21 protein-coding genes and 1 pseudogene are annotated in these 25,731 nt (G+C 68.9%); 10 read left to right on the forward strand and 12 right to left on the reverse strand.

Annotated elements, in window-relative coordinates:
• The first annotated feature begins 16 nt into the window (after positions 1-16).
• Positions 17-547, forward strand: a complete 531-nt coding sequence (locus B0I29_RS08880; protein ID WP_111648401.1) for a DUF4262 domain-containing protein — start codon at positions 17-19, stop codon at positions 545-547.
• Here B0I29_RS08880 and B0I29_RS08885 read toward each other — a convergent pair.
• Positions 517-1,314 carry a WecB/TagA/CpsF family glycosyltransferase gene (locus B0I29_RS08885; RefSeq protein WP_111648402.1) on the reverse strand — a complete coding sequence of 266 codons (798 nt, stop codon included), beginning with the start codon at positions 1,312-1,314 and terminating at the stop codon, positions 517-519. The genes B0I29_RS08880 and B0I29_RS08885 overlap by 31 nt on opposite strands.
• A 62-nt stretch (positions 1,315-1,376) precedes the next feature.
• Between B0I29_RS08885 and B0I29_RS08890 the strand changes: the two genes are divergently transcribed.
• The 4 genes from B0I29_RS08890 (at position 1,377) to galT (ending at position 5,172) form a co-directional block, all read left to right on the forward strand.
• On the forward strand, positions 1,377-2,312 hold the full coding sequence (locus B0I29_RS08890) for a sulfotransferase (protein ID WP_111648403.1): 936 nt from the start codon (positions 1,377-1,379) through the stop codon (positions 2,310-2,312).
• The gene (locus B0I29_RS08895) at positions 2,309-3,241 is read left to right on the forward strand and encodes a glycosyltransferase family 2 protein (RefSeq protein ID WP_111648404.1); all 933 of its coding nucleotides are present in this window, start codon (positions 2,309-2,311) and stop codon (positions 3,239-3,241) included. The genes B0I29_RS08890 and B0I29_RS08895 overlap by 4 nt, the downstream gene beginning before the upstream one ends.
• A gap of 66 nt (positions 3,242-3,307) precedes the next feature.
• Positions 3,308-4,084, forward strand: a complete 777-nt coding sequence (locus B0I29_RS08900; RefSeq protein WP_111648405.1) for a DeoR/GlpR family DNA-binding transcription regulator — start codon at positions 3,308-3,310, stop codon at positions 4,082-4,084.
• Positions 4,081-5,172 (forward strand): galactose-1-phosphate uridylyltransferase, encoded by a 1,092-nt coding sequence (galT, locus tag B0I29_RS08905; protein WP_111648406.1) that lies wholly within the window; start codon positions 4,081-4,083, stop codon positions 5,170-5,172. Before B0I29_RS08900 ends, galT begins: the two co-directional genes overlap by 4 nt.
• Before the next feature lie 74 nt (positions 5,173-5,246).
• On the opposite strand, the gene B0I29_RS08910 is transcribed toward galT, so the two are convergent.
• Positions 5,247-6,464 carry an NADP-dependent isocitrate dehydrogenase gene (locus tag B0I29_RS08910; protein ID WP_111648407.1) on the reverse strand — a complete coding sequence of 406 codons (1,218 nt, stop codon included), beginning with the start codon at positions 6,462-6,464 and terminating at the stop codon, positions 5,247-5,249.
• Positions 6,465-6,650: 186 nt separating this feature from the next.
• Entirely contained in the window at positions 6,651-6,974 is a 324-nt protein-coding gene (locus B0I29_RS08915; RefSeq protein WP_181557738.1) for a hypothetical protein, read from the reverse strand.
• 203 nt (positions 6,975-7,177) lie between these two features.
• Between B0I29_RS08915 and B0I29_RS08920 the strand changes: the two genes are divergently transcribed.
• Positions 7,178-8,119: a DUF559 domain-containing protein gene (locus B0I29_RS08920; RefSeq protein ID WP_245972359.1), complete on the forward strand. Its 942-nt coding sequence runs from the start codon at positions 7,178-7,180 to the stop codon at positions 8,117-8,119.
• 201 nt (positions 8,120-8,320) lie between these two features.
• On the opposite strand, the gene purH is transcribed toward B0I29_RS08920, so the two are convergent.
• The 6 genes from purH to icmB all read right to left on the reverse strand — a co-directional run bounded on the left by purH (position 8,321) and on the right by icmB (position 15,143).
• Positions 8,321-9,886, reverse strand: a complete 1,566-nt coding sequence (purH, locus tag B0I29_RS08925; protein ID WP_111648409.1) for a bifunctional phosphoribosylaminoimidazolecarboxamide formyltransferase/IMP cyclohydrolase — start codon at positions 9,884-9,886, stop codon at positions 8,321-8,323.
• Positions 9,883-10,500, reverse strand: a complete 618-nt coding sequence (gene purN / locus B0I29_RS08930) for a phosphoribosylglycinamide formyltransferase (protein ID WP_111648410.1) — start codon at positions 10,498-10,500, stop codon at positions 9,883-9,885. Before purN ends, purH begins: the two co-directional genes overlap by 4 nt.
• A gap of 47 nt (positions 10,501-10,547) precedes the next feature.
• A complete protein-coding gene (locus tag B0I29_RS08935) occupies positions 10,548-12,008 on the reverse strand; it encodes a cell division protein PerM (RefSeq protein WP_111648411.1) in 1,461 nt (486 codons plus the stop codon).
• Positions 12,009-12,113: 105 nt separating this feature from the next.
• The gene (sucD, locus tag B0I29_RS08940; protein WP_111648412.1) at positions 12,114-12,995 is read right to left on the reverse strand and encodes a succinate--CoA ligase subunit alpha; all 882 of its coding nucleotides are present in this window, start codon (positions 12,993-12,995) and stop codon (positions 12,114-12,116) included.
• A 4-nt stretch (positions 12,996-12,999) separates the two neighbouring features.
• Positions 13,000-14,178 carry an ADP-forming succinate--CoA ligase subunit beta gene (gene sucC / locus B0I29_RS08945; RefSeq protein WP_111648413.1) on the reverse strand — a complete coding sequence of 393 codons (1,179 nt, stop codon included), beginning with the start codon at positions 14,176-14,178 and terminating at the stop codon, positions 13,000-13,002.
• Positions 14,179-14,738: 560 nt separating this feature from the next.
• Positions 14,739-15,143, reverse strand: coding sequence for a coenzyme B12-dependent isobutyryl CoA mutase small subunit (gene icmB / locus B0I29_RS08950; protein ID WP_111648414.1), 405 nt, complete (start codon positions 15,141-15,143; stop codon positions 14,739-14,741).
• A gap of 410 nt (positions 15,144-15,553) precedes the next feature.
• Between icmB and B0I29_RS08955 the strand changes: the two genes are divergently transcribed.
• A complete protein-coding gene (locus tag B0I29_RS08955; protein WP_111648681.1) occupies positions 15,554-16,300 on the forward strand; it encodes a M23 family metallopeptidase in 747 nt (248 codons plus the stop codon).
• 157 nt (positions 16,301-16,457) lie between these two features.
• Positions 16,458-17,372, forward strand: a complete 915-nt coding sequence (locus B0I29_RS08960) for a M23 family metallopeptidase (protein ID WP_111648415.1) — start codon at positions 16,458-16,460, stop codon at positions 17,370-17,372.
• A gap of 39 nt (positions 17,373-17,411) precedes the next feature.
• Here B0I29_RS08960 and pcrA read toward each other — a convergent pair whose 3' ends face one another.
• On the reverse strand, positions 17,412-19,847 hold the full coding sequence (gene pcrA, locus B0I29_RS08965; protein ID WP_245972361.1) for a DNA helicase PcrA: 2,436 nt from the start codon (positions 19,845-19,847) through the stop codon (positions 17,412-17,414).
• Between the two features lie 204 nt (positions 19,848-20,051).
• Here pcrA and B0I29_RS08970 point away from each other — a divergent pair, with 204 nt between their 5' ends.
• Together B0I29_RS08970 and B0I29_RS08975 are read left to right on the forward strand one after the other, a co-directional pair.
• On the forward strand, positions 20,052-21,878 hold the full coding sequence (locus tag B0I29_RS08970) for a bifunctional metallophosphatase/5'-nucleotidase (RefSeq protein WP_111648417.1): 1,827 nt from the start codon (positions 20,052-20,054) through the stop codon (positions 21,876-21,878).
• A 604-nt stretch (positions 21,879-22,482) separates the two neighbouring features.
• Positions 22,483-22,746, forward strand: a pseudogene (locus B0I29_RS08975) (chorismate mutase); the annotation flags it as partial.
• Between the two features lie 965 nt (positions 22,747-23,711).
• Here the strand turns inward: B0I29_RS08975 and B0I29_RS08980 are convergent.
• Together B0I29_RS08980 and B0I29_RS08985 are read right to left on the reverse strand one after the other, a co-directional pair.
• A complete protein-coding gene (locus B0I29_RS08980) occupies positions 23,712-24,719 on the reverse strand; it encodes an ABC transporter ATP-binding protein (protein ID WP_111648418.1) in 1,008 nt (335 codons plus the stop codon).
• Positions 24,712-25,722: an ABC transporter ATP-binding protein gene (locus B0I29_RS08985; protein ID WP_111648419.1), complete on the reverse strand. Its 1,011-nt coding sequence runs from the start codon at positions 25,720-25,722 to the stop codon at positions 24,712-24,714. The genes B0I29_RS08980 and B0I29_RS08985 overlap by 8 nt, the downstream gene beginning before the upstream one ends.
• Positions 25,723-25,731 lie beyond the last annotated feature (9 nt).

Genomic DNA, 25,731 nt, shown 5'->3' on the forward strand with positions numbered 1-25,731 from the left:
GTTCCAAGATGATCCTATGGACCTGGACGACTTCTTTGACGAGCAGAGCAGGCTGATCGACAAATACGGGTGGACCGTCGTGCACGTCGAGCCCACCGAGGAGGACCCGCCCGAGACGGTCCCGTTCGGCTACACGGTCGGCCTCACCGAGCTCGGGCATCCCGAGATCGCCATCGCCGGGGTCACCCTCGACGTCACCGGCTCGCTGCTGAACGAGGTGGCCTGGCAGATCCGCCACGAGGGCCTGCGCCTGGGCCACGGCCGGCGGCTCACCGGCCTGATCGCCGGCCACGACCTGCTGGTCGTGGCCGGCGAGCCGACTGACGAGGTCTTCCCCGGCTCCGCGATGTATCGGTACGGCGAGGACCGGGTTCGCCTCTGCCAGCTGGTCTGGCCCGATCCGGACGACCGTTTTCCGTGGCAGACGGGTTACCAGACGGCGGACTGGCCGCAGCCGACGATCGGCGTGGCACCCGTGCGGGCGGCCCGGCGGTGCGCCGGTTTCCGTGGCTTCCCTCAGGGCCGCACCCGCCGTGTGAGGTTTTGAGAGCGGGCCAGCAGCCGCAGGGCATAAGGCGCGTCATGTCGCAGATAACGTCCGGCCAGCCGGCGGGGCTCGGCGCCGAGGCGGTGTGCCCATTCCAGGCCGGTGCGCTGCATCCAGCGCGGTGCCCGGTGCACGTCACCGGCGACGAAGTTCACCGCGGCCCCGCACCCGATGAACCAGGTGGACGGCAACCGCTCCCGGAGCCGTTCGATCACGTGCTCCTGCTTGGGGAAACCCAAGCCGACGAAGACCAGGTCCGGGCGGGCTTCGATCACTTCGGTACGGAATCGCGCGTACCCGCTCTCGCGCCGCTCGAAGCCGAACGGCGGGCTGATCGCCCCGGCGATCCGCAGGCCGGGCGATTCGGCAGCGAGCCGGGCCGCGGCACGGGTCGCACCGCAGGCGACACCGTCGCCGGCCGGCGCGCCACCGATCACGAAAATCGACCGCTGGTCACGGCCGAGACCGCGGGACAGTGACCAGATGAGGCTGCTGCCGGCCACCCGTTCGGGCAGCGGGGCGCCGCCGAGCCGGCTCGCCCAGACCAGGGGCATGCCGTCGGCCACGATCAGATCGGCGTCGTCGAGATGGCGGCGCGCCCTCGGGTCAGCCGCCGCACGACGCAGGATGTCGATGTTCGGGGTGATGATCCGGCCGCCTCGCCCGTTCGCGAGCGCGTCCCTCACCACGGCCACGACCTCGTCCTCGGTGATCCGGTCGATCCCGGTGCCGTCCAGGTGGACGCGGTCGAAAGCCTCGATAGACACGTAACGCCTCCTTTTGCCTGCTTCACTCGTTACCAGAGCGAAACGAGCGAAGGCAGGCCAAAGTGGCACAGGTGCTTTTTCTGGGCGGATTAGGACGAAGCGGAACGACGCTCGTTGAACGCCTGCTCGGCGAACTGCCCGGGATGTGCGCTCTGGGGGAGGTCGTTCACCTGTGGCAACGCGACGTTCGCGACGACGAGCGATGCGGCTGCGGTGACCGCTTCTCCGCCTGCGAGTTCTGGAAGCGGGTCGGCAAGAGCGCTTTCGACGGGTGGGAAAACGTCGATGTGGACCGGGTTCACCGGTTGCGCGAGGCCGTCGAACGTACCCGGCACATCCCCCGGCTGGCCTCGGCCAGCACCGCGAGCGCCGAGGTCCGCGAGTACGCCTCCTTCTACTCCAAGGTCTACGCCGCCGCCGCCGAGGTATCCGGCGCCCAGGTGGTCATCGACTCGTCCAAGCACTCCGCTCTCGCCCATGTCCTGCGCTGGGCCGGCGACATCGATCTGCGCGTCGTGCACGTGGTCCGGGACGCCCGGGGTGTCGCGTACTCCTGGACCAAGAAGGTGGCCCGTCCCGAGTCGGACGGCACCGACGAGATGACCCGGTACTCCCCCGGCCGCTCGGCGCTGCTCTGGAACGCGCACAACGCCGCGTTCGGGCTGCTCGCCCGCCGGGGCGTTCCGGTACGCCGGATCCGGTACGAGGAGTTCCTCGCCGATCCACGTGCCGGGCTGATCCGCCTGGCCGACTTCGCCGGCGTCCCGCTGCACCCGGAGGACCTGGACTTCCTCCGCCCGGAGCACGCGGACCTGCGACCCGGGCACAGCGCCGCGGGCAACCCGATGCGGTTCACCGTCGGCCGCCTGCCGCTGCGCCACGACGACGCCTGGGTACGCGCACTGCCCAGCTCTCAGCGCCGGCTGGTCGGTGCCGTCTGCGGCCCGATGCTGCGCGCCTACGGCTACCCGATCAACGTCGCATCGGAGACACCATGAACTGGCCGTCCGTCGGAGTCGTCATCCCGACGCGCAACCGCCCCGAGCTGGTCCGCCGCGCGATCGCCGCGGTACGCGAACAGCGGTACCCCGGCGAGATCCGGATCGTCGTGGTGTACGACCAGACCGAGCCGGATTACCTGCTCGCCTCCACTCCGGCCGCCGCCTCCTCGGAGGGCGTACCGGTGCTGGTCCTGACGAACTGGCGCGCGTCCGGCCTGGCCGGCGCCCGCAACACCGGCCTGCTGGCGCTCGACACCGAGCTGGTGGCGTTCTGTGACGACGACGACCGCTGGCTGCCGGACAAGCTGCGCCGCCAGGTCGCCGCACTGCTGGCCGACCCGGACGCCGAGTTCGCGACGTGTGCGATCGAGGTGGAATACGAGGGTCACACCACGGCCCGCCTGGCCGGGCGCAGCCGGGTGACAGTGGACGATCTGGCGCGATCCCGGATGGCGATGCTGCACTCGTCGTCGTTCCTGATCCGCCGGGATTCCCTGGTCGACGGGGCGGTCGGCCTGGTCGCCGAGGACGCGCCGGGCAGCCAGAACGAGGACTGGGACCTGCTGCTGCGCGCGGCCCGCCGGGCGCCGATCGTGCACCTGGACGAACCGCTGGTCCAGGTCCTGTGGGGCCGCTCCTCGCACTACGCCTACGAGTACGCCACCAAGATCACTTCGCTGCGCTGGATGATGCGCCGGCACCCGGAGATCAGCGGCTGCCGCCCCGGCGCGGCCCGGGTTTACGGCCAGCTGGCCTGCTGGTCGGCCGCGACCGGCGACCGCAGCCAGGCCTGGCAGTACTCCAAGGAGGCGGTACGCGCGAACTGGCGGGAACCGCGCACCGCGATCGCCCTGGCCGCGATGACCGGCGCGGTGAAGGTGGAGAACGTGCTGTCCGCTCTGCACAGGCGCGGCCGCGGTATCTGAGCCCTTCCGCACTGACCCGAGCACAAGGTAGTGTTCGAGTGTGTTCGAATTAGTGCGGTATCGCTGATGCTAGCCCAGCAGCGTCAGTCCGCGATCCTCGATCGGGTGCGCTCCACCGGTGGCGTCCGGGTCAGCGAGCTCGCTGCGGAATACAACGTCTCCGACATGACGATCCGCCGCGACCTGGAAACTCTCGCCGACCGGGGCCTGCTCGCGAAAGTACACGGCGGAGCGACAACGGTCAGCCCAGGCTCGGCGCACGAGCCCGGCTTCGCGGCGAAATCGGTGCGTCAGCGTGGTGAGAAGACCGCGATCGCCATGCGAGCCGCTGCCATGGTCTCGCCCGGCGACGCCATCGCGCTCTCCGCCGGCACCACCACGGCCGAGCTGGCCCAGCGTCTCGTCGACGTGCCGGCGCTGACCGTGGTGACCAACTCGATCCCGGTGGCCGACGTCTTCTACCGGGGCGGCCGGCCCGACCAGACCGTGGTGCTGACCGGCGGTACGCGTACGCCGTCCGAGGCGCTCGTCGGCCCGGTGGCGGTGGCCGCGATCGGGTCCCTGCACCTCGACCTGCTCTTCCTCGGTGTGCACGGGATGAGCGAGCGCGCCGGATACACGACACCGAACCTGATGGAAGCCGATGCGAACCGAGCACTGGTCGAGGCGTCCGAGCGCCTCGTCGTGCTCGCCGACCACACCAAGTGGGGCACCGTCGGCATCTCCTCGATCGTTCCCCTCAACCGCGCGGATGTCCTGATCACGGACACCGGGCTGGAGGAGGACGCGCAAGCCCTCCTCTCGGAAACCGTTCCTGAACTCGTGGTGGTGACCCCCCAGTGACACCCATCCGCTCGACCGTCCAGCTCTCCGACGGCCGGGACCTCTTCTATTACGACGAGACCCCGGACAGTGGCCGGTCCGCGTACCCCGACACCCGGCACCTGCCCCCGCCCCCGCCCGCCTCGCAGCTGCGGTACGACCCGCTGGTCGACGAGTGGATCGCGATCGCCGCGCACCGCAACACGCGCACGTTCCTGCCGCCCTCGGACGCCTGCCCGCTCTGCCCGACGAACGAGCACTTCGCGAGCGAGATCCCGGCGCCGAGTTACGACGTGGCCGTCTTCGAGAACCAGTTCCCGTCGTTCAGCGACCGCATCTCGCCCGACGAGATCACGTCGCTGACCGATCTCGTACCGGTCAAGCCGGGTCTCGGCCGCTGCGAGGTGGTCTGCTTCACCAGCGATCACAACAGTGCGTTCGGTTCACTGCCGCCGTCGCGTGTGCGTACCGTCATCGACGCTCTCGCCGACCGGACCAGCGAGATCTCGCAGATGCCGGGCGTCGCGCAGGTCTTCCCGTTCGAGAACCGCGGCGTCGAGATCGGCGTGACCCTGCACCACCCGCACGGCCAGATCTATGCGTACCCGACAGTGCCGCCGCGCACGGCGGCGATGCTGCGGGCCGCTGCGAAGCACTTCGAAAAGACCGGCGGGCGCAATCTCTACGCGGACGTCCTCGCCGCGGAACAGGCAGCGAAGGTACGCGTCATCGCGTCCAACGAGCACTGGACCGCATACGTGCCGGCCGCCGCGCGCTGGCCGTTCGAGGTTCACCTGGCCCCGAACCGACAGGTTCTCGACCTGCCCGGGCTCACCGACGCCGAGCGGGACGCGTTCGGGCCGCTCTACCTCGACGTGCTGAAGCGTTTCGACGGGCTGTTCGGCAAGCCGATGCCGTACATCTCGGCGTGGCACCAGGCGGTCGTCGGTGAGGGCCGCGAGCTGGGTTACCTGCACCTGCAGCTGTTCAGCATCCGCCGGGCCGCCGACAAGCTGAAGTTCCTGGCCGGCTCGGAGTCCGCGATGGGTGCCTTCGTCAACGACGTGGTCCCGGAGAACGCGGCCCAGATGCTGCGCGACGCGGTCTAGCTTCGGCGTTTGGCAGGGGTCGTTCGACAAAGAAAGCCCGCCGGCATCGCCGGCGGGCTTCTTCATGTGTGCTGTCAGGCGCCGAGCTTGCGCGCCAGGTTCTCGTCGAGCGCGTTCATGAACTCGTCGGTCGAGAGCCACGGGGCGTCCCGGCTGATCAGCAGCGCGAGGTCCTTGGTCATCTGACCGCCCTCGACGGTCTCGATGCAGACCCGCTCCAGCGTCTCGGCGAACTCGGTCACCTCGGGGGTGCCGTCCAGCTTGCCGCGGTGCTTGAGGCCACCGGTCCAGGCGAAGATCGAGGCGATCGGGTTCGTCGAGGTCTTCTCGCCCTTCTGCCACTGCCGGTAGTGCCGGGTGACAGTGCCGTGCGCGGCCTCGGCCTCGACGGTCTTGCCGTCCGGGGTCATCAGCACCGAGGTCATCAGGCCGAGCGAGCCGAAGCCCTGCGCCACGGTGTCGGACTGCACGTCACCGTCGTAGTTCTTGCACGCCCAGACGTAGCCGCCCTCCCACTTCATCGCGGCGGCGACCATGTCGTCGATCAGGCGGTGCTCGTAGGTGATGCCGGCGGCCTTGAACTGGTCCGCGAACTCGGTCTCGAAGATCTCCGCGAACAGGTCCTTGAAGCGGCCGTCGTAGGCCTTCAGGATCGTGTTCTTGGTGGAGAGGTAGACCGGGTAGTTACGGGCCAGGCCGTACCGGAACGAGGCGCGCGCGAAGTCGCGGATCGACTCGTCGTAGTTGTACATCGCCATGCCGACGCCACCGGCCGGGAAGTCCGCGACGTGGAACTCCAGCGGCTCGGAGCCGTCCTCCGGCGTGAAGGTGACGGTGAACTTGCCGGCCTTCGGCGCGACGAAGTCGGTTGCCTTGTACTGGTCACCGTGCGCGTGACGGCCGATGATGATCGGCTTGGTCCAGCTCGGTACCAGGCGCGGTACGTTGCTCATGATGATCGGCTCGCGGAAGACGACGCCGCCGAGGATGTTGCGGATCGTGCCGTTCGGCGACCGCCACATCTTCTTGAGGCCGAACTCGTCCACCCGGGCCTCGTCCGGCGTGATCGTCGCACACTTGACGCCGACGCCGTGCCGCTTGATGGCGTTCGCCGAGTCGATCGTCACCTGGTCGTCGGTCTCGTCGCGGTACTGGATCGACAGGTCGTAGTACTCGAGGTTCACATCGAGGTACGGCAGGATCAGCTGCTCACGGATCTGCTTCCAGATGATCCGGGTCATCTCGTCGCCGTCGATCTCAACGACCGGGTTTTTGACCTTGATTTTCGCCATCGGCCGGCGCTCCTCTCCCGAAACACATGCTTAGCAGTACGAGCGTACTGCCCACCCGCAGAAGATCACCGGGCGGCCCTGTCATAGCGGTCCCCCTCCACCATTCCAGGAGATGGCTACGAAGGCGCTCCATGCGGTGAACTCGGGTGCTCCGTGCGTACAGAATCGGGCAAGAAGGACCACTGATCAGCGCGCGCCGTGCGCTGGGGCGTTGGGATCGAGCAGGCGGGTGCCCGGCTCGTAACAGACCAGGCCGTGCCGGGCCGCCAGGGTGCGGACCGCGTCGCCGAACTCGCCGGCGCGTGACCAAACACACGAGAGTGCCAGCAGCGAATCCGACTCTTCGGGCGTCGCGGCCCAGACGCCCTGTGGCGGGAAGTGCCGGAGCAGCTCGTCGCGCAGCTTCGGCACGGCCGGGTGCGAGCGGAAGATCCCCTCACGCACCTTCGCCTCAGCCGCGTCCGCACTGATCGGAGCCGGCTCATGCCAGACGAAGAGTTCGAAGCTCATCGCTCTGCCCGGTCCAGATTCATCGAAAATCCTCACGGCACGTCGACGACGTTGAAATGACCAGCGTAATTGCCGAGAGCGGGAACGCGCTTTCCGGCGCGGCCCACGGTAAGCCCGCAATTGGATCACCGTCAATATCCACAGGGCGGGGTTATCCACAGGCCTCGCACAGGATCACACCGAAATCCGCCATGCTCCCGGCCGTGCCGCGCTCTCCCCGTGTACCGCCCGAACTGACAACCGGCCCGTTCCGCGGCTCGCCGGTCGTCGCTTCCGGGCTGATCACCACGTCGATGCTGGCCGGCGCCTCGTGGCGCCGGCTCCTCCCCGATGTCTACGCACATCGGGACACCCTGCTCGACCACGGCGCGTGGTGCGCCGCGACGATGCTGGTCCTGCCGCCGACGACAGCGATCGGCGGGCCGAGCGCCGCACATCTGTGGACCGGCGAGTCACCGCCGGATCCCACCCCCGTGCACGTGGTCGCACCACGTGGCATCCGGTTGCGCCGGGATCCACGGATCGTCGTGCATTACACGGGGCTCAGTGCCGCCGATGTTTGCGTTCGAACTGAGCTCCGGCTCACCACCCCGGAACGAACCGTCTTCGACATGGGCCGCCGCGCCGCCCGCGCCGACGCCCTCGTGGCGCTCGACGCCCTGCTGCACCAGCACCTGATCGACCCGGCAACGTTGCGGCGGATGATCGCGAAGCGGAGCGGGTGGCCGGGCACGGCTCGCCTCGGCGCGCTACTCGCGCTGGCCGAACCGCGCAGCGAGTCACCGATGGAAACCCGGCTTCGGCTGATCCTCATCGATGCCGGAGTACCCCGGCCCGTCGCCCAGTTCGAGGTACGCGATCCCCTCGGCGGCCTGCTCGCGAGGGCCGACCTGGCCTGGCCGGAGCTACGGCTGGCGGTGGAGTACGACGGCGATCATCACCGTGATCAACGCCAGTTCCGCCAGGACGTGGGACGCCTCAACGCGCTGCGAATGGCGGGCTGGACGGTGCTCCGGTTCACCGCGGATGACGTGCTTCGGCGACCGGCGACAACGGCCCGGCTGGTGACGGCCGCGATAGCCGAGCTGAGCGGACACGCAAGCCGCAGCAGACACGCGGCCCCACCCCGCAAGCGCGAGCCGTAGCCCAGCCGCCCAAACCCGCGAGCCGTAGCTCAGCCCTGTTTTCAGCCCCGCATAACGTGCCCCAACGACGGCTCGCACGCCCGAGCCGTCGCCCAGCCACGAAATCAAGCCCTCGAAACACGCCTCAGCGACGGCTCGCACAACCGAGCCGCCGCCAGAGCGCACCCCCGCGAGCCGCCGCCGGAGCACGTAACAAGATCGTCAGTGGTAGAAGTGGCGCGTACCCGTCAAATAGACCGTCAACCCGGCCTTCTCCGCCGCCTCGATCACCAGGTTGTCCCGGATCGAGCCACCCGGCTGCACCACAGCCTTGACCCCAGCCTCGATCAGCACCTCAAGCCCATCCGGGAACGGGAAGAACGCATCCGAAGCCGCCACACTCCCCACAGCCCGCTCCGAACCCGCCCGCGACACAGCGAGGCGAGCCGAGTCGACCCGGTTCACCTGCCCCATGCCCACACCCACTGTCGCCTCGCCGGACGCCAGCAGGATCGCGTTGCTCTTCACGCTACGAATCGCCCGCCACGCGAACGCCAGATCGGCCAGCACCGAAGGCGAAGCCGCGTCTCCGCAGGCCAGCGTCCAGTTCGCCGGGTCGTCCCCGGAAGCGTCGATCCGGTCGGCCATCTGCACCAGCACACCGCCACCGACCTGCTTGATCTCCGCGGGCGGCGGGTTCCAGGCCGGCGCGACGAGCACGCGCAGGTTCTTCTTCTCCTTGAAGAGCGCGAGCGCCTCGGGAGCGAAAGCCGGCGCGACGATCACCTCGGTGAAGATCTCGGAGAGCTGCTGCGCCAATTCCACGGAGACCAGCTGGTTCACCGCGACGACGCCACCGAAAGCCGACACCGGGTCGCACGCGTGCGCTTTCCGGTGCGCCTCGGCCACGTCAGCGCCGATCGCGATGCCGCACGGGTTGGCGTGCTTGATGATCGCGACACAGGGCTGAGTGAAGTCGTTCGCACTGCGCCACGCGGCGTCCGCGTCGACGTAGTTGTTGTAGGACATCTCCTTGCCGTGCAGCTGCTCGGCCTGGGCGAGCCCGACCGGCGCCTCGGCATCGGAGTACAGCGCGGCCTGCTGGTGCGGGTTTTCCCCGTACCGAAGAACCGAGGTCCGACGCAGCGCGAGCCCGGCGAACTCAGGCCACTCCGAGGGCGCCAGCACTGTCGCACACCAGTTCGCCACCGCTACGTCGTACTCCGCGATGTCCGCGAACGCGCGAGCTGCCAGCAGCTTGCGCTGCGTCAGCGAGAATCCGCCGTCCTTCAAGGCCTCCAGGACCAGTGGGTACGCGGAAACGGCCGTGACAACAGCGACAGAGGCATGGTTCTTGGCGGCTGCGCGGACCATCGCCGGTCCGCCAATGTCGATCTTGGCGATGCACTCCTCTTCGCTCGCACCGGACGCGACGGTCTCGGTGAACGGGTAGAGGTTGCTGACCAGCAGATCGAACGGCTCGATGTCGAGTTCGCGCAGCTCCTGCACGTGGCCTTCGAGCCGCAGGTCGGCCAGCAGACCGGCGTGCACGCGCGGGTGCAGCGTCTTGACCCGGTCGCTCAGGACCTCGGGGAAACCGGTGAGCTGCTCGACCCGGGTGACCGGCACGCCGGCCTTCTCCACGGTCGCAGCGGTCGAACCGGTCGAAACGATCTCCACACCGGCGGCGTGCAGCGCCTGGGCGAGTTCGACGATGCCGTCCTTGTACCAGACGCTCAGCAGCGCCCGCTTGATCGGACGACGTCCCTCGTCGGAAGACGTGCTCACGGGATCCGTACCTTTCTGTCCTCGATGGTCCAGCCGTCCCGGACCAGCCGGCCGACGTGATCCACCAACTGGGCTCGTTCGGCCACCTTGATCCGCTCGGTGAGCGTCTCTTCCGTGTCGTCGTCGAGCACGGGAACGCTGACCTGGGCGATGATCGGGCCGGTGTCGACGCCGGCGTCGACGAAGAAGAGCGTCGCTCCGGCGATCTTGACGCCGTACGCGAGGGCGTCACGCGGGCCGTGGATGCCCGGGAACGCCGGCAGCAGCGCATTGTGCGTGTTGATGTACCGGTCGCCGAACGCGTCCAGGAACTTCTTGCCGACCAGCTTGAGGAAGCCGGCCGAGATGACCAGGTCGGGCCGGTGCTCGGCGACGTGCTCAGCCAGGGCCGCGTCCCAGTCGTCGCGAGTCGGGTACGCCTTCACCGAGTCCACGAAAACCGGTACGCCGGCGGCATTAGCGTGATCGAGTCCGGCGATGCCGTCCCGGTCCGCGCCGACGGCGACAACCTCGGCGCCGTACGCCGGGTCCTTCGTCGCTTCGAGAAGAGCTTGCAGGTTGCTGCCCGATCCGGAGATGAGGACGACCAGGCGGGCGGGCGCGGGGTCAGTCACCTGTGCACCCTATCGCCGCAGCCGGAACCGGCCGTTTCCAGGGCAGCTCAGCGGCGGGCCGACGGGCCGAACATCCGGGCCACCGCGGCGCCGACAACGATCGCGACACCGGCCACGATCGCGCCGACGACACCCATCGCGAGCGGGTCCGGCCCGATCTGGGAGAGCCGTCCGGCACCCAGCGAGCCACCGGAGAGCCAGGCGAAGACGCCGAGCGTGAGTCCGGCGACCGGGCCGGCGAGCACACCAGCGCCGATCAGCAGCGACCACGCCGGCTCGTCCGCGGAACCGCCGCCACGCCGGGTGGTGCGCCGGGCGTCACCGCGCCCGTGCCGCAGCCGCTGGGTGAGCAGCCAGCCCGCGGCGGCGCCGGCGATCACCGGAAGGAGCAGCAGCGCCGTGCCGGCCGCGCCGACCGGGCCCTCAGGCAGGCCGGCGACGAGCGGCAGCATCGGCAGCGGGCCCACCGAGACCTCGGTGATGCTGATCGCCGACGAGGTGCCGAGCGCGAACCCCGGCCCGAGCAGGTAGGCAGCCGCCCAGACCGAGGCGTTCACCGCGTACCCGATGCTGATCAGCGTGATGCCGGCCTGGCCGGCCACGCCGGTCTGATATGCCGCGATCATCTCGGCGGCCTGACCGCCGCCGAGCGCGACCGAGAGCCCACCGGCGACCGCTCCGGCGCCGAGGATGAGGAACGCGGCGACCAGCCCGGCCCGCAGCGCGTGCCGCAGGACCGGCGGGGAGCGCCGGGCCAGCGCGACGAGGGCGTCGGTGCCGCGCAGCGAGCCGATCAGCGCCCCGGCGATGCCGAGGACGAAGAAATGCAGCGCGGCCCGGGCGGCGGAGATCTGCGTGCCGCGACCGTCGGCCAGGACCGCCGCGAGCGCTCCCACCAGTGCGTACGCGAGAGCGATGGCACCGGCGACGGCCAGCGCCTTGCCGATCGAGCCGGTCCGGCGGGCGCCCACCGCGCGGGTGACGTGCAGCCCGGCCCGGTTGAGCCGCCAGATGATCAGAAGGGTGAGCAGCAGCGGGGTGACCGCGAGCGGGCCGATCGAGGTGCCGATCGGCAGTCCGTGCCCGAGCAGCCAGCCGGCCAGCCCGGCCTTGGCGGCGCCTCCGAGCCCGCCGGCGCCCTCGACGGTGCGAGCCAGGCCGATCACGGCGGCGATCGGCAGATAGCTGAGCAGCGCCGCCCAGAGGGTCGCGAACGCGGCCGCCACCGCCATCGGCGCCCGTTTCGGCGGCGGGGCGGGCCGGCGCTGGCTGGGCAGGCGAACCGTGTCCCGGCGGCCGAGCAGCTCGTCGTCGACGATCACGGTGTCCCGGCGGCCGGCGGCTTCCGCCTCGTCGCCACCGATCTCGTGCTCGGCGGGCCCTGCGCTCCGGCCTGGTCTGTCGCGGTCGATCTCCATGCCTTCGGTGTCCCGCAGAACAGACGGCAGCGCCTCGGCGACCGCGAACGGGTCTTCCGAGCCATCAGGCCGGTCGGTTGTGCTGGGCATCGCGACTACTTTTTCACGCCGCGGCGGTTCCGGCGATGCAGAAACAGCGGCGCGCCGCCGATCGGGTCTTCTCGACCTGTCCGGCGGCGCGCCATTTGTGCTGCTTCAGCTCATGATCTCGCGCATGAGGCGAGCGGTCTCGCTCGGCGTCTTGCCGACCTTGACCCCGGCCGCCTCAAGAGCGGTCTTCTTCGCGTCGGCGGTACCGGCCGAGCCGGAGATGATGGCGCCGGCGTGGCCCATCGTCTTTCCGGGCGGCGCGGTGAAGCCGGCGATGTAACCGACGACCGGCTTGGTGACGTTGGCCTTGATGAACTCGGCCGCACGCTCCTCGGCGTCGCCGCCGATCTCACCGATCATGACGATCGCGTCGGTGTCCGGGTCTTCCTGGAACGCCTTCAGCGCGTCGATGTGCGTGGTACCGATGATCGGGTCGCCACCGATGCCGACGGCGGTCGAGAAGCCGAACTCCCGCAGCTCGTACATGAGCTGGTAGGTCAGCGTGCCGCTCTTGCTGACCAGGCCGATCCGGCCCTGCGGGGTGATGTCGGCCGGGATGATGCCGGCGTTCGACGCGCCCGGCGAGGCGATGCCCGGGCAGTTCGGGCCGATGATCCGGGTCTTCTCACCCTTGGCGACGTTGTACGACCAGAAGGCAGCCGAGTCCTGCACCGGCACGCCCTCGGTGATCACGATGGCGAGCGGGATCTCGGCGTCGATCGCTTCGAGCACGGCGGCCTTGGTGAACGCCGGCGGTACGAAGATGACCGATACGTCGGCGCCGGTCTCCTTGATCGCCTCAGCGACCGTGGCGAACACCGGAAGCTCGGTGCCGTCGAAGTCAACCTTGGTGCCCGCCTTGCGCGGGTTCACACCGCCGACCACCTGGGTGCCCGCGGCGAGCATCCGCTTGGTGTGCTTGGAGCCCTCACCACCGGTGATGCCCTGGACGATGACCTTGGATTCCTTGGTGAGCCAGATAGCCATTAGTTCACTTCCCCGCAGCCGCGAGCTCGGCGGCGCGCTCGGCCGCACCGTCCATCGTGTCCACCCGCTCGACGAGAGGGTTGTTCGCACCATCGAGGATGGCACGGCCGGCCTCGGCGTTGTTGCCGTCGAGGCGGACCACGAGCGGCTTCGTGACGGACTCGCCGCGCTCGGCGAGCAGGGCGAGGGCCTGGATGATGCCGTTCGCGACCGCGTCACAGGCGGTGATGCCGCCGAAGACGTTGACGAAGACGGACTTCACGGCCGGGTCGCCGAGGACGATCTCCAGGCCGTTCGCCATCACCTGGGCGCTGGCGCCACCACCGATGTCGAGGAAGTTGGCGGGCTTCACGTTGCCGTGCCGCTCGCCCGCGTAGGCCACCACGTCGAGGGTCGACATGACCAGGCCCGCGCCGTTGCCGATGATGCCGACCTCGCCGTCGAGCTTGACGTAGTTGAGGTTCTTGTCCTTGGCCGCCTGCTCGATCGGGTCGACGGCGGACTTGTCCTCGAGGGCCTCGTGGTCGGGGTGCCGGAAACCGGCGTTCTCGTCCAGAGTCACCTTGGCGTCGAGCGCCAGCACGCGGCCGTCGCCGACCTTGGCCAGCGGGTTGACCTCGACGAGCAGGGCGTCCTCGGCCACGAAGGCCTGCCACAGCTTCACCGCGATGTCGACGACCTGCTCGGCGACGTCGGCCGGGAACTTGGCGAGGGCGACGATCTCCCGCGCCGTGGCCTCGTCCACGCCCTTGCTGGCGTCGATGGCGACCTTGGCGACCCGGTCCGGGTCGGTCTCGGCCACGGTCTCGATCTCCATGCCGCCGGCGACGCTGGCGATGCAGAGGAAGGTCCGGTTGGCCCGGTCCAGCAGGTAGGAGAAGTAGTACTCCTCCTTGATGTCGGCCGTCTCGGCCAGCATCACCTTGTGGACCGTGTGGCCCTTGATGTCCATGCCCAGGATGTCGGTCGCGCGGGCCTCGGCCTCGTCCGCGCCGTCGGCCAGCTTCACGCCGCCGGCCTTGCCGCGGCCACCGACCTTCACCTGCGCCTTGACGACGACCTTGCCGCCCAGCCGCTCAGCGATGGCCCGGGCTTCCTGCGGGGTCTCGGCGACGCCGCCGCCCAGCACGGGCAGCCCGTGCCGTTCGAACAGGTCGCGCCCCTGATACTCGAACAGGTCCACGTGTCTCCTTTCGCTCGCGACGCCAAGCGCCGGCAAGCCGCACCGTTGCGTCCCGACCTGTGTGCGCGGCGCGTCGCAGCTGCGCCGCCAGCGTGAGGATCGTTCGACCTTCCGCAGGATTACGGAACGGTCGTCATCCGCAGACTAGCGACCGTTTGGACCCTTGTGAGCGCGCGGGTGCGCGGTGTGCAAGACCGCACACCAGAGGTACGAAAACGCAGCTCCTGGGCGCTTGGGGAGGTCGTGCACGGTGTGCACACAGAGAATTCGCGAAGCGTTGTCCACAGGTCGTCCACAGGGGCTCGGTAGATCGATCCACTCAAGATCGGCATGCACGGGAGAGTGAACGAAAAAAGCCGCGCGGCCGTGCGTAACCCGGCCGAGAAGGACGTCGTTGAGTGTGATGTCGGAGCGCTCAGGCGCCCGCAAGGAAAGCGGCCGATGCCCTGTCGGTCGAGGGGTGGCGGCGGGGCATCGCGCATAGAGGGGCCGGACGTGTGAGGGGTGCGTCCGGCCTCTCCCCTTGCGGTGGCAGCCCGTGCCACCAGGGGTCCTATCGCTCAGGACACCGGGGTGGCGACATTGGCGCGAACCCATTCGACGATGGATCCGGTGGTCGCACCCGGAGTAAATAGCTTCGCTACGCCGAGTGTTTCCAATTCCTTGATGTCGTCCTCAGGAATGATGCCTCCGCCGAAAACGACGATGTCCTGAGCATCACGTTCCGCCAACAGCTCAATTACTCTCCGGAAGAGCGTCATGTGCGCCCCGGAGAGAATCGAGAGACCGATCGCGTCGGCGTCCTCCTGAATCGCGGTCTCCACCACCTGTTCGGGCGTCTGGTGCAGCCCGGTGTAGACGACTTCCATGCCGGCATCACGCAACGCCCGCGCCACAACCTTGACGCCGCGGTCGTGACCGTCCAGTCCGGGCTTCGCCACCACGACTCTGATCCGTGCTTGCATCCTGACCCCTTCGGGCTCCGACCCCGGTGCCGAGCGCCTCGTACGGGCAGCCCCCGCGGTCACCTGAACGAACGGTAACCCCCCAGCGCCGGAGCGGGGTAGCGGTCCGCCCGGGCGGGTGGCTGACGGAATAGTTCCTTGGGTCACATTACTTTCTGCATTCCAGGCCATTACACAGGGTCGCGATATCGCCAACCTGGAAAGGTAACCAATTCGGACAATCACTGATCAACCCTGACCAGGAACTGTCATGAAAATGGCGCTGCGACTTGTGACTCGGCGGCCGTTTCGTTACCGTGGCCCACGGCTGTCGCACAGGTTCACTCCAAAGCGATGGTCCGGCAAACCACCGTTCACCGTTGTTCCTGGTGCGTGATGCCGCCGCAATGCCACTGACCGGAGGGTTGTTCGTGCGCCAGCGCTTGTCGTCTGAGCCCGATCGATATCGCGGCCGTCGCCGCGTTCCGACCCCTCCCCGCAGCCGTTACGCCGCGGTCGTCACGTCAGCATTCGTCGGTGCCGGTGTCGTCGCTCTCGGCGCCGCCTCGAACCTCCCGGACGCGAAAGACGTCAGCCCCGAGGTCCTGCAGAACCTCAAGAGTTCGCAGATCGCGGCCGACGCACTGAACAGCCGCACCGACGACGCCAACCGCGCCTCCCGGAGCAACGACCGGTCTGAGGGCGCCGAAGAGGTCAGTGCCGACGTCTCGGCGGAGGACATCTACCTCCTGCCCCTCGACGACTACCAGTTCACCTCGGCCTACGGGGTCCGCTTCGGCAAGCTGCACGCCGGCATCGACCTGGCCGCCGCCGACGGGACGCCCTACAAGGCGGTTCACGCCGGCACGGTGACCAGCGCCGGCTACAACGGCGGCTACGGCTACTCGATCACCGTCCTGCAGAAGGACGGCACCGAGATCATCTACGCGCACTCGCGCCGCCTGCTGGTGAAAAAGGGCGACGAGGTGAAAGCGGGCCAGGTCATCGCCGAGGTCGGCAACACCGGGTACTCGTACGGGACGCACCTTCACCTCGAGATCCACGAGAAGGGCACCCCGGTCGACCCGATCGTCTTCCTCAAGGAACGCGGCGTCGACATCAAGCTTCAGATCGAATCGGTGTACGCGGGCCTCGCTGCTGCCGAAGCAGCTTCCTGACCTTTCCCGCCATATCGATCGCTACCCGGCAAGCCGGTGATCAAACTCAGCCCGGTTGCATTCCGGTAGAAACTCTCCCCCAGGCTTCACGAACCAGCCTCACCAGGCCGACAGGAAACGTGACAGGAAAAAGTCACGTCCGTCGGGAGGCACACGCGTGGGGCAGCAGTCAGGACGGCACCGTCAGGAACGACTGCACCGTCACCGCGCACCCGCGCTTCCCGCGCTCTTCGCCTCCCGGGGCCGTACCGCGCTCTTTGCCTCCCGGGGCCGTACCGCGCTCTCGGTCACCGCGCTGAGCGCCACCATCGTCGCCGGAGTGGGCGCCGCCGGTGTCGCCGCCTCGGCCGCGCCGAACGTCGTGTCCAACCCGATCGCGCAGACCGTCGTGTCGAACCCCGTCGCCCACGTCACCGCCTCACATCCGTACGTCGAAGCGCCGATCGTGGCGCCGCCCGGCGACGAGGCCCCGGGCAAGCAGTTCCCGCGCAGCGCCGTTGCGGGTTCCGGGGACGGCGGCCGGCTCGGGCTCGGCGACCGGCTCGGGCTCGGCAACCGGCTCGGCGAGGAGTCGGCCGCGCCGGCCGGTGTCGCTGTCCGGCTCAAGAAGCGCCCGGCCGTCACCGCGAAGGCCGCCATCGCCAGGTCCGCCACCAGCAGCGCCGCGGCGTGGGTGCACCCGATCCCGGCGGCCGGCGTCACCTCATGCTTCGGGCCGCGCTGGGGCCGGCTGCACGCCGGCGTCGACCTGGCCGCGGCGTTCGGCACCACGATCGTCGCCGCCGGTGCGGGCGTCGTCGTCACCGCCGGACCGGATGGCGGGTACGGCAACGCCGTGCTGATCCAGCACAACAACGGGTACCTGACCCATTACGGTCACATGTCCGAAGTCCTGGTCGTCGCCGGGCAGACGGTCGACGCCGGCGAGCGGATCGGCCTGGAAGGCTCGACCGGGCACTCGACCGGCCCGCACCTGCACTTCGAGGTGCACGCGGGGCACTACAAGAACCCGATCGAGCCAACCGCGTGGATGCACGCCCAGGGCGTCGAGATCTCCGGCTGCGCGGGCTAGAACCGTGCCGGCCAGATCTGGCCGACTGGATCTGGCCGGTTAGATCTTCTCGATCGGCGCGTGCCGGAGCACGAGCCACATCACCTGGTCGCCGAAGTCGATCTGGGCGCGGGCGCCCGGGCCCTGCCCCTCCACCGCGAGCACCCGGCCCAACCCGTACCGCTGGTGGTTGACCCGTTCGCCGGGCTCCACTTTCGGCACCGATTTCAGGTCGCTGGCCGTGGCGAGTTTGCTGGCGTCGATGCCGAGTCGTTCGGCGATGCGCTGGGCTTTGGGCGTACCCCCGGCGAAGCCGCCACCGCGCTGGCGGTCTCCCCCAGCGCGACCACCCACGCCCCCGCCGGTGCCGGACCAGGACGTGTACGACCCTCCGGTGCGCTCCCATCGCAGCAGCTCGGGAGGCATCTCGTCGGTGAAGCGGGACGGCGGGTTGTACTGCGGCTGGCCCCACGCCGAGCGAGTCACCGCGCGGGAGAGGTAGAGGCGCTGCCGGGCGCGGGTGATCCCCACGTAGGCGAGGCGGCGCTCCTCCTCCAGCTCGCTGTTGTCGCCGAGCGCCCGCATGTGCGGGAAGACGCCGTCCTCGAGCCCGGTCAGGAAGACCACCGGGAACTCCAGGCCTTTCGCCGTGTGCAGCGTCATCAGCGTGACCACGCCCTGGTGGTCGGGGTCGTCGCTGGGGATCTGGTCGGCGTCGGCGACGAGCGCCACCTGCTCCAGGAAGCCCGCGAGGGTAGCCGCCTGAACTTCGTCCTCATCAGCCAGCGACTCGACGCGCTCGGTGTACTCCCGGGCGACGCTCACCAGCTCCTGAAGGTTTTCCACCCGGCCCTGGTCCTGCGGGTCGAGGCTTTCCTCCAGCTCGCCGAGCAGGCCGGAGCGCTGGAGAACCGCTTCCAGCACCTCCTCGGGCGGGGCGGTTTTCGCCAGCTCGCGCAGGTCGTCGAGGAGCTGGACGAAGTCGGCGATGCTGTTGGCGGACCGGGTCGAGATGCCCGGCGCGCTTTTCGCCCGGCGCAGGGCCTGGCCGAACGAGACCCGGTCGCGGGACGACAGCGCCTCGACGCAGGCCTCAGCGCGATCGCCGATGCCGCGGCGAGGGGTGTTCAGCACCCGGCGGATGCTGACCGTGTCGTCGTCGTTCACGATCGCGCGCAGGTAGCCCAGGGCGTCCCGGACCTCCTTACGCTCGTAGAAGCGCACCCCGCCGACCACCTTGTAGGGCAGGCCGACCCGGATGAACACCTCCTCGAACACACGCGACTGCGCGTTGGTCCGGTAGAACACCGCCACGTCGCCGGGGCGCACCTCGTGGTTGTCGCTGAGCCGGTCGATCTCCCGGGCCACCCAGTCGGCCTCGGCGTGCTCGGTGTCGGCCACGTAACCGACGATCTGCTCGCCGGCGCCCTGGTCGCTCCAGAGCCGTTTCGGCTTGCGGGAGGTGTTGCGGTCGATCACCGCGTTCGCCGCGGAGAGGATCGTCTGCGTCGAGCGGTAGTTCTGCTCCAGCAGGATGGTCCGGGCGTCCGGGTAGTCGCGCTCGAACTCCAGGATGTTGCGAATGGTCGCGCCGCGGAACGCGTAGATCGACTGGTCGGCGTCACCGACCACGCAGAGCTCGGACGGCGGCAGCTCGGCCGCCTGGTCGAGACCGACCAGCTCGCGGATCAGCGTGTATTGGGCGTGGTTGGTGTCCTGGTACTCGTCGACGAGCACGTGCCGGAACCGCCGCCGATAAGCCTCGGCCACCAGCGGGTGCGACTGGAACAGGTGCACCGTCGTCATGATGATGTCGTCGAAGTCCAGCGCGTGCGCCTCGCCCAGACGGCGCTGATAAAGCTCGTACGCCTCGGCGACGGCCCGCTCGTTGGGCCCGGTCGCCTTGGCCTTGAACTCCTGCGGGTCGGTCAGCTCGTTTTTCAGGTTGGACACCTGAGCGGCCAGGCCACGGGCGGTGTACCGCTTCGGGTCCAGGTCGAGCTCGCGGGCGACGAGCTGCATGAGGCGGCGCGAGTCGTCAGCGTCGTAGATCGAGAACGTGCTTTTCAGACCCACGTGCTCGTGCTCGGCACGCAGGATCCGCACACACGCCGAGTGGAACGTGGACACCCACATGAGCCGGGCGCGCGGGCCGACCAGCTCGGCCACCCGCTCTTTCATCTCGCCGGCGGCCTTGTTGGTGAAGGTGATCGCGATGATCTCCCCGGGATGCACGTCACGCTCGGCCAAGAGGTACGCGATCCGGTGCGTCAGCACCCGGGTCTTGCCCGAGCCGGCGCCGGCCACGATCAGCAGCGGTGTGCCGGAGTGGGTCACGGCGTCGCGCTGAGGACCGTTCAGCCCGTCGAGCAGGGCCTCCGGGTCGAGCCTGCGCGGGCTCGGCCGGGCGGCCGGCCTGACCGGCGTCTGGGCAGCCTGGGCAGGCTTCTCCGGCGCCCGCACGGCGGGCCCATCCGGCACCCGCCCAGCAGGCATGGAGAACAGGGTTTCGGCAGGTTCTGAGGAAGGTCGCATCGCGGGAGCAAGTGTATGCCGACCCCCCGACAAGAATTCTCCGCCGACCCGCCCGTCGCATCGGTCGCAAGCAATCTATTTGTCACCGCGAAGTGGTGGCGATGAATCAACTGATCCACCAGGCTGTCCAGGTCGGCGAAAAAATCACTCCGATCGGGGGACCCATTGAAACGGTTGCGTCTCGCCCTACCGGCTGCCGCACTGGCTGCCGTCGCCACGCTTGCTGCGCTGCCGGCCGCCCCGGTCGCGGTCGCTGCTCCTCCGGCCGAGTTCAACCCGGTTTCCGCCTCGTTCGGCGTACCCAAGGGGAAGGTCGTAAAGGGTCAGTTCCTGAGCTATAACGACTTCCACGGCGCGATCGACCCACCGACCGGCAGCGGCGCGGTGGTGAACGCGAGCGGCACCAGCACACCGGCCGGCGGGGTGGAATACCTCGCGACCTGGCTGAAGAAGCTGCGCGCCGAGGCGAAGACCGAGGGCCGTCAGACGATCACGGCCGGCGCCGGTGACCTGATCGGCGCGACGCCGCTGGTCAGCGCCGCGTTCCACGACGAACCGACGATCGAGTTGATGAACGAGATCGGGTTGCAGGTCAGCTCGGTCGGCAACCACGAGTTCGACGAGGGCGTGACCGAGCTCCTGCGCATCCAGCGCGGCGGCTGCCACCCGACCGACGGCTGCCAGGACGGCGACGGTTTCCGGGGCGCCAAGTTCAGCTACCTCGCGGCGAACACGATCGACAAGAAGACCAATCTGCCGATCCTGCCGCCCATCGAGATCAAGTACGTCGACGGTGTGCCGGTCGGCTTCATCGGCATGACCCTCGAAGGCACCCCCGGCATCGTCAACCCGGCCGGCATCCAGAACGTGCGTTTCACCGACGAGGTCGAGACCGCGAACAAGTGGAGCAACCTGCTCAAGCTCTTCGGCGTGAAGGCGCAGGTGCTGCTCCTGCACGAGGGCGGTTCGCAGGGCAGCGCCACCCCGACGCCGGGTGTCTCCGACTGCACCGGCTTCACCGGGCCGATCGTGCCGATCGTCGCGGGCCTCAACCCCGAGATCAGCATCGTCATCTCCGGGCACACGCACCGCTTCTACTCGTGCAAGCTGCCGAACAGCAAGGGCGCCGACACGGTCGTCACCAGCGCCGGCACCAACGGCCAGATCGTGACCGACATCGACTACTCGCTGGACAAGCGGACCGGCCGGTTCACCGAGATCACCGCGAAAAACGTGATCGTCGAGAACGGCGTCCCGGACGGCAAGGGTGGCTGGCTGCGTGACGCGGCCGGGGCGTACCTGCGCAACCCGGACACCGTCGACGCTGCCGCCAAGAAGGTGGCCGACAAGTACCGCACCGCGGTCGCCCCGATCGCCAACAAGATCGTCGGCAGCATCAGCGCGGACATCGTCCGGACCACCACCCCGGCCGGCGAGAGCCCGCTCGGTGACGTGATCGCCGACGCGCAGCTGGCGTACACGTCCGCCGGCGGAGCACAGATCGCCCTGATGAACCCGGGCGGCATCCGCGCCGACCTGGACGCCGACCAGACGTCCGGTGAGGCGTACGGCCAGGTCACCTACGGCGAGGCGTTCACCGTCCAGCCGTTCAACAACCTGGTGGTCACACAGACCTTCACCGGCGCGCAGATCAAGAACGTGCTGGAGCAGCAGTTCATCGGCTTCAGCGGCCAGACCGCCCAGCGCATCCTCCAGGTGTCAGCCGGCCTGACCTACACCTGGAGCGCCTCGGCCGCCCCCGGCTCAAAGATCAGCAACCTAGCCCTCAACAGCGTGCCGATCGACCCCGCCGCCAGCTACCTGGTCACCACGAACGACTTCCTGGCCAACGGCGGCGACGGCTTCAGCTACCTCGCCCAGGGCACCGGCCGGGTCACCGCTCCGGGCTTCGACGTGGACGCCCTCGTGGCGTACCTCGCCACCGGCCCGATCGCCCCCGGCCCGGCCAACCGCATCAGCACCACGTCCTGACCAACGGGGATGGGAGCCCACGGTGGGTTCCCATCCCCCGACCACAAAAGCCCACCGTGTGCCCTCATCCCCCGGCCACGAAAGCCCACCGTGTGCCCTCGTCCCGGCGGGCCTCCGGCCCACCGTGTGCCTCTGGTCGCGCTGGGCGGCTCGCTTCCAGCTCCCCTTTCGGTACGCCCGGAGCACGGTGTCCCACGGTTCGGGCGGTTTCCTTGCGGGCTGGTCCGCGGCGGGGGCATACTCGGCTCGTGATCCAGCGGGCGCGATTTTTTTACTACGGCACCGGAAGTCCGGCAGCCGTAGGTCGCGTCTGATCCACAGACCTACATCAAGCCCCGGGCCTTCCAGCTCGGGGCTTGCTGCTGCCCGGGCCGGGTCGACCGGGGCGCGAGCACCCGAGGAGCACGACATGACCGCCGAGACGGTGGACCAGCAAAGCGCCGAAACGGCCGGCGAGGAAAGCGCCCCGACTGCCGGCAATCAAAGCGCCCCGACCGCCGGCGAGGAAAGCGCCCCGACTGCCGGCGAGCAGAGCGGCCCGACCGCTAGCCGGGAAAGCGGCCCGACCGCCGGCCAAGTCACCGGCGAGGACCTTGACCAGAAGACCGGCGCCGGCGCGGCGCCTGCCGCTGCGGCGATCCGTGCGAAGCGTGAGCGCATCGACGCTATCGACCAGGCGATCATCGACCTCTGGCTGGAGCGCGCGAGCCTCTCCCAGGAAGTCGGCAAGACCCGCATGGCCAGCGGCGGCACCCGCCTCGTCCTGGCCCGCGAACGCGAGATCGTCGAACGCTTCCGCAGCGCCCTGGGCCCCGATGGCACCCAGGTAGCCCTCCTGCTCCTGCGCTCAGGCCGCGGCCCCCTGTAACCACCAGCTCTCGCAGCCCGAACTCGACACGCACCAGCAGCCGTGTCGACTTCGGGCGCGCTCCACACCCCAACCCAACACAGGCCGACGAAAGCCCACTCCCGTGTCGAGTTGGGGCGCGCTCCACACCCCAACTCGACACACCACGAGTACAGGCGTCCTCCGTGTTGAGTTCGGGTTTGAATCGCACGTGTTGCCGCCAAAGTCGACCGGTGGTCGGCCCATGGCGGCGGTGAACGGACGCGAACAGGTTTTGCGTCCGTTCACCGCCCCTGGGAACGGCTTTTGGGTGCGTTCATCGCGCCGGCGCCGGCCCGTGTGGGCGTCAAAGCGCCTGTCCGGGTTCAAGCCCGACGCCAGCGCCGCGCTCGGTCTGGACTAGATCGCACGTATGCCGTGATCGGCGAGATGAGGTCGCACAGATCGAGGCGATTGGCGAGATCAGGTCGCACGTAGTGGCTCGGTGCGACTTCATCAGCGCTATAGCCGAGATGGGAGCACACGCAGGGGTAACGTGCGCCCTCATCTACGCTGCTGGCCGCTTGCATGCGCCCCCGTCTCGGCCAGTGCCTCGCCAGCCACAACCAAAGCCGGAGCCGGAGCTCGCGCCCGAATCCCGTGTCGACTTCGGGCGCGAATCGCACCCTAAATCGACACAGGCCAGCCGCCCCCGGAACGCGTGTCGACTTTCGGTTCGAAACGCACCCCCACTCGACACGGCACTTGGGCGGAGGGCTTGGGGTTGCGGGGTTTTGGGGGCTGGGGTGATAGGAAAAGGAGCGCTACCGCTTGCTCAGGTCGCGCGGTGGCTGGGCGCGGGATGGACGCGTAGCGGCCAGCGGCCGGTGCCGGGCCCTCGGCGGGAGCGGCGGTCTGTACCCACCACCCCGGTGCGACCGGAATTTGATCTTAAAAAGACTCGGCGGCGGTCCAGAGAGCTGGACCGCCGCCGTTGTCATTTTCGGTCAGCGACCGTGGACCACGTCGCGGATTTCGGCGAAGTGGCAGGCGCTCGGGTGGGGCGAGCGGTCGCGGAGTTGCAGCACCGGGTCCTGCTGGGAGCAGATGTCCTGCGCCTTCCAGCAGCGGGTCCGGAAGCGGCAACCTGACGGCGGGTTGGCCGGTGAGGGCACGTCGCCTTCGAGAACGATCTGGTCGCGGTGGCCGCGCAGGCGCGGGTCCGGGACCGGCACCGCGGAGAGCAGCGCCTGGGTGTACGGGTGGGTCGGCTGCTCGTAGATCTCGCGGTCGTAACCGTGCTCCACGATCCGTCCCAGGTACATCACGGCGACGCGGTCGGAGATGTGCCTGACCACCGACAGGTCGTGCGCGATGAAGATGTAGGACAGGCCGAACTCGTCCTGCAACCGCTCCAGCAGGTTGATGACCTGGGCCTGGATCGACACGTCGAGCGCGGAGACCGGCTCGTCGCAGACGATGATCTCGGGCTTGAGAGCAAGCGCGCGGGCGATGCCGATGCGCTGGCGCTGGCCGCCGGAGAACTGGTGCGGGTACCGGTTGATGTGGTCCGGGTTCAGACCGACCGTGTCGAGAAGGTCCTGCACAGCGCGCTGCCGGCCCTTTTTCGGTACGACCTCGGGGTGGATCTCGTACGGCTCACCGATGATGTCGCCGACCGTCATGCGCGGGTTCAGCGACGTGTACGGGTCCTGGAGCACCATCTGGATGTTGCGACGGGCCCGGCGAAGCTCGTTGCCCTTCAGCCGGACCATGTCCTGACCGCGGACCATGATCGAGCCGGAGGTCGGCTTGTCCAGGCCGACCAGCAGTTTCGCCAGCGTCGACTTGCCACAGCCGGACTCGCCGACGACGCCCAGCGTCTCGCCGCGGCGAAGCTGGATGTCGACGCCGTCGACCGCGCGGACCGCGCCGACCTTCGTCTTGAAGACGATGCCCTGCGTGATCGGGAAGTGCTTGACGAGATTCTTGGTCTCGAGAACGACGTCACTCACCGAGGACCTCCCGGAAGAAGTGGCAGCGGGCGGTACGGTGCGGCGCGACCGAGTAGGCCGGCGGCGCCGGGTCCTGGCGGCACGCGTCCTTCGCGTACCGGCAGCGGGGGTTGAACGCACATCCACGCGGGACGTCGGTCAACGCCGGCGGCAGGCCGCGGATGACGTTGAGCTGCTGACCCTTCATGTCGAGGCGAGGAATCGACTCGAGCAGGGCACGGGTGTACGGGTGTGCCGGACGCGCGTAGATGTCGTAGACCGGCGCCTCTTCGACGACCTTGCCCGCGTACATCACGGAGATCCGGTCGGCCACGTCGGCGACCACGCCCATGTCGTGCGTGATCAGGATGAGGCCCATGTTGCGCTGCTTCTGCAGGTCCGCCAGCAGGCCCATGATCTGCGCCTGCACGGTGACGTCGAGCGCCGTGGTGGGCTCGTCGGCGATCAGCACCTCGGGGTCGAGCGCGAGCGCCATGGCGATCATGACGCGCTGGCGCATACCGCCGGAGAACTGGTGCGGGTAGTCGTTGATCCGGTCCTTCGCACCCGGGATCTTGACCTGGTCGAGCAGCTCGATGGAGCGCCGCTTGGCCTCCGCCCGGGACATGCCGCGGTGCATGCGGAACAGCTCGGCGAGCTGGAATCCGACCGTGTAGACCGGGTTCAGCGCGGAGAGTGCGTCCTGGAAGATCATCGCGATCCGGTTGGCGCGCACCTTGCGGCGCTGCTCTTCCGGGATGCCGAGCAGGTCGACACCGCGGTACATGATCGAACCCTTGGTGATGTATCCGGGAGGGCTCTCCAGGATGCCCATGATCGCCTGAGCGGTCACGGACTTGCCACAGCCCGACTCACCCAGGATCGCGAGGGTCTCGCCCGGGGAGAGCCAGAAGTTCGCGCCGTTGACGGCCTTGGCGACGCCGTACTGGGTGCGGAACTCGACGTGCAGGTCGGTCACCTCAAGAAGAGGTGCGCGCGGATCAACGCCGGGTACGACGTCCATTTGCGCCTT

It is taken from the genome of Actinoplanes lutulentus (genome assembly GCF_003259845.1).
Classification (GTDB): domain Bacteria; phylum Actinomycetota; class Actinomycetes; order Mycobacteriales; family Micromonosporaceae; genus Actinoplanes; species Actinoplanes lutulentus.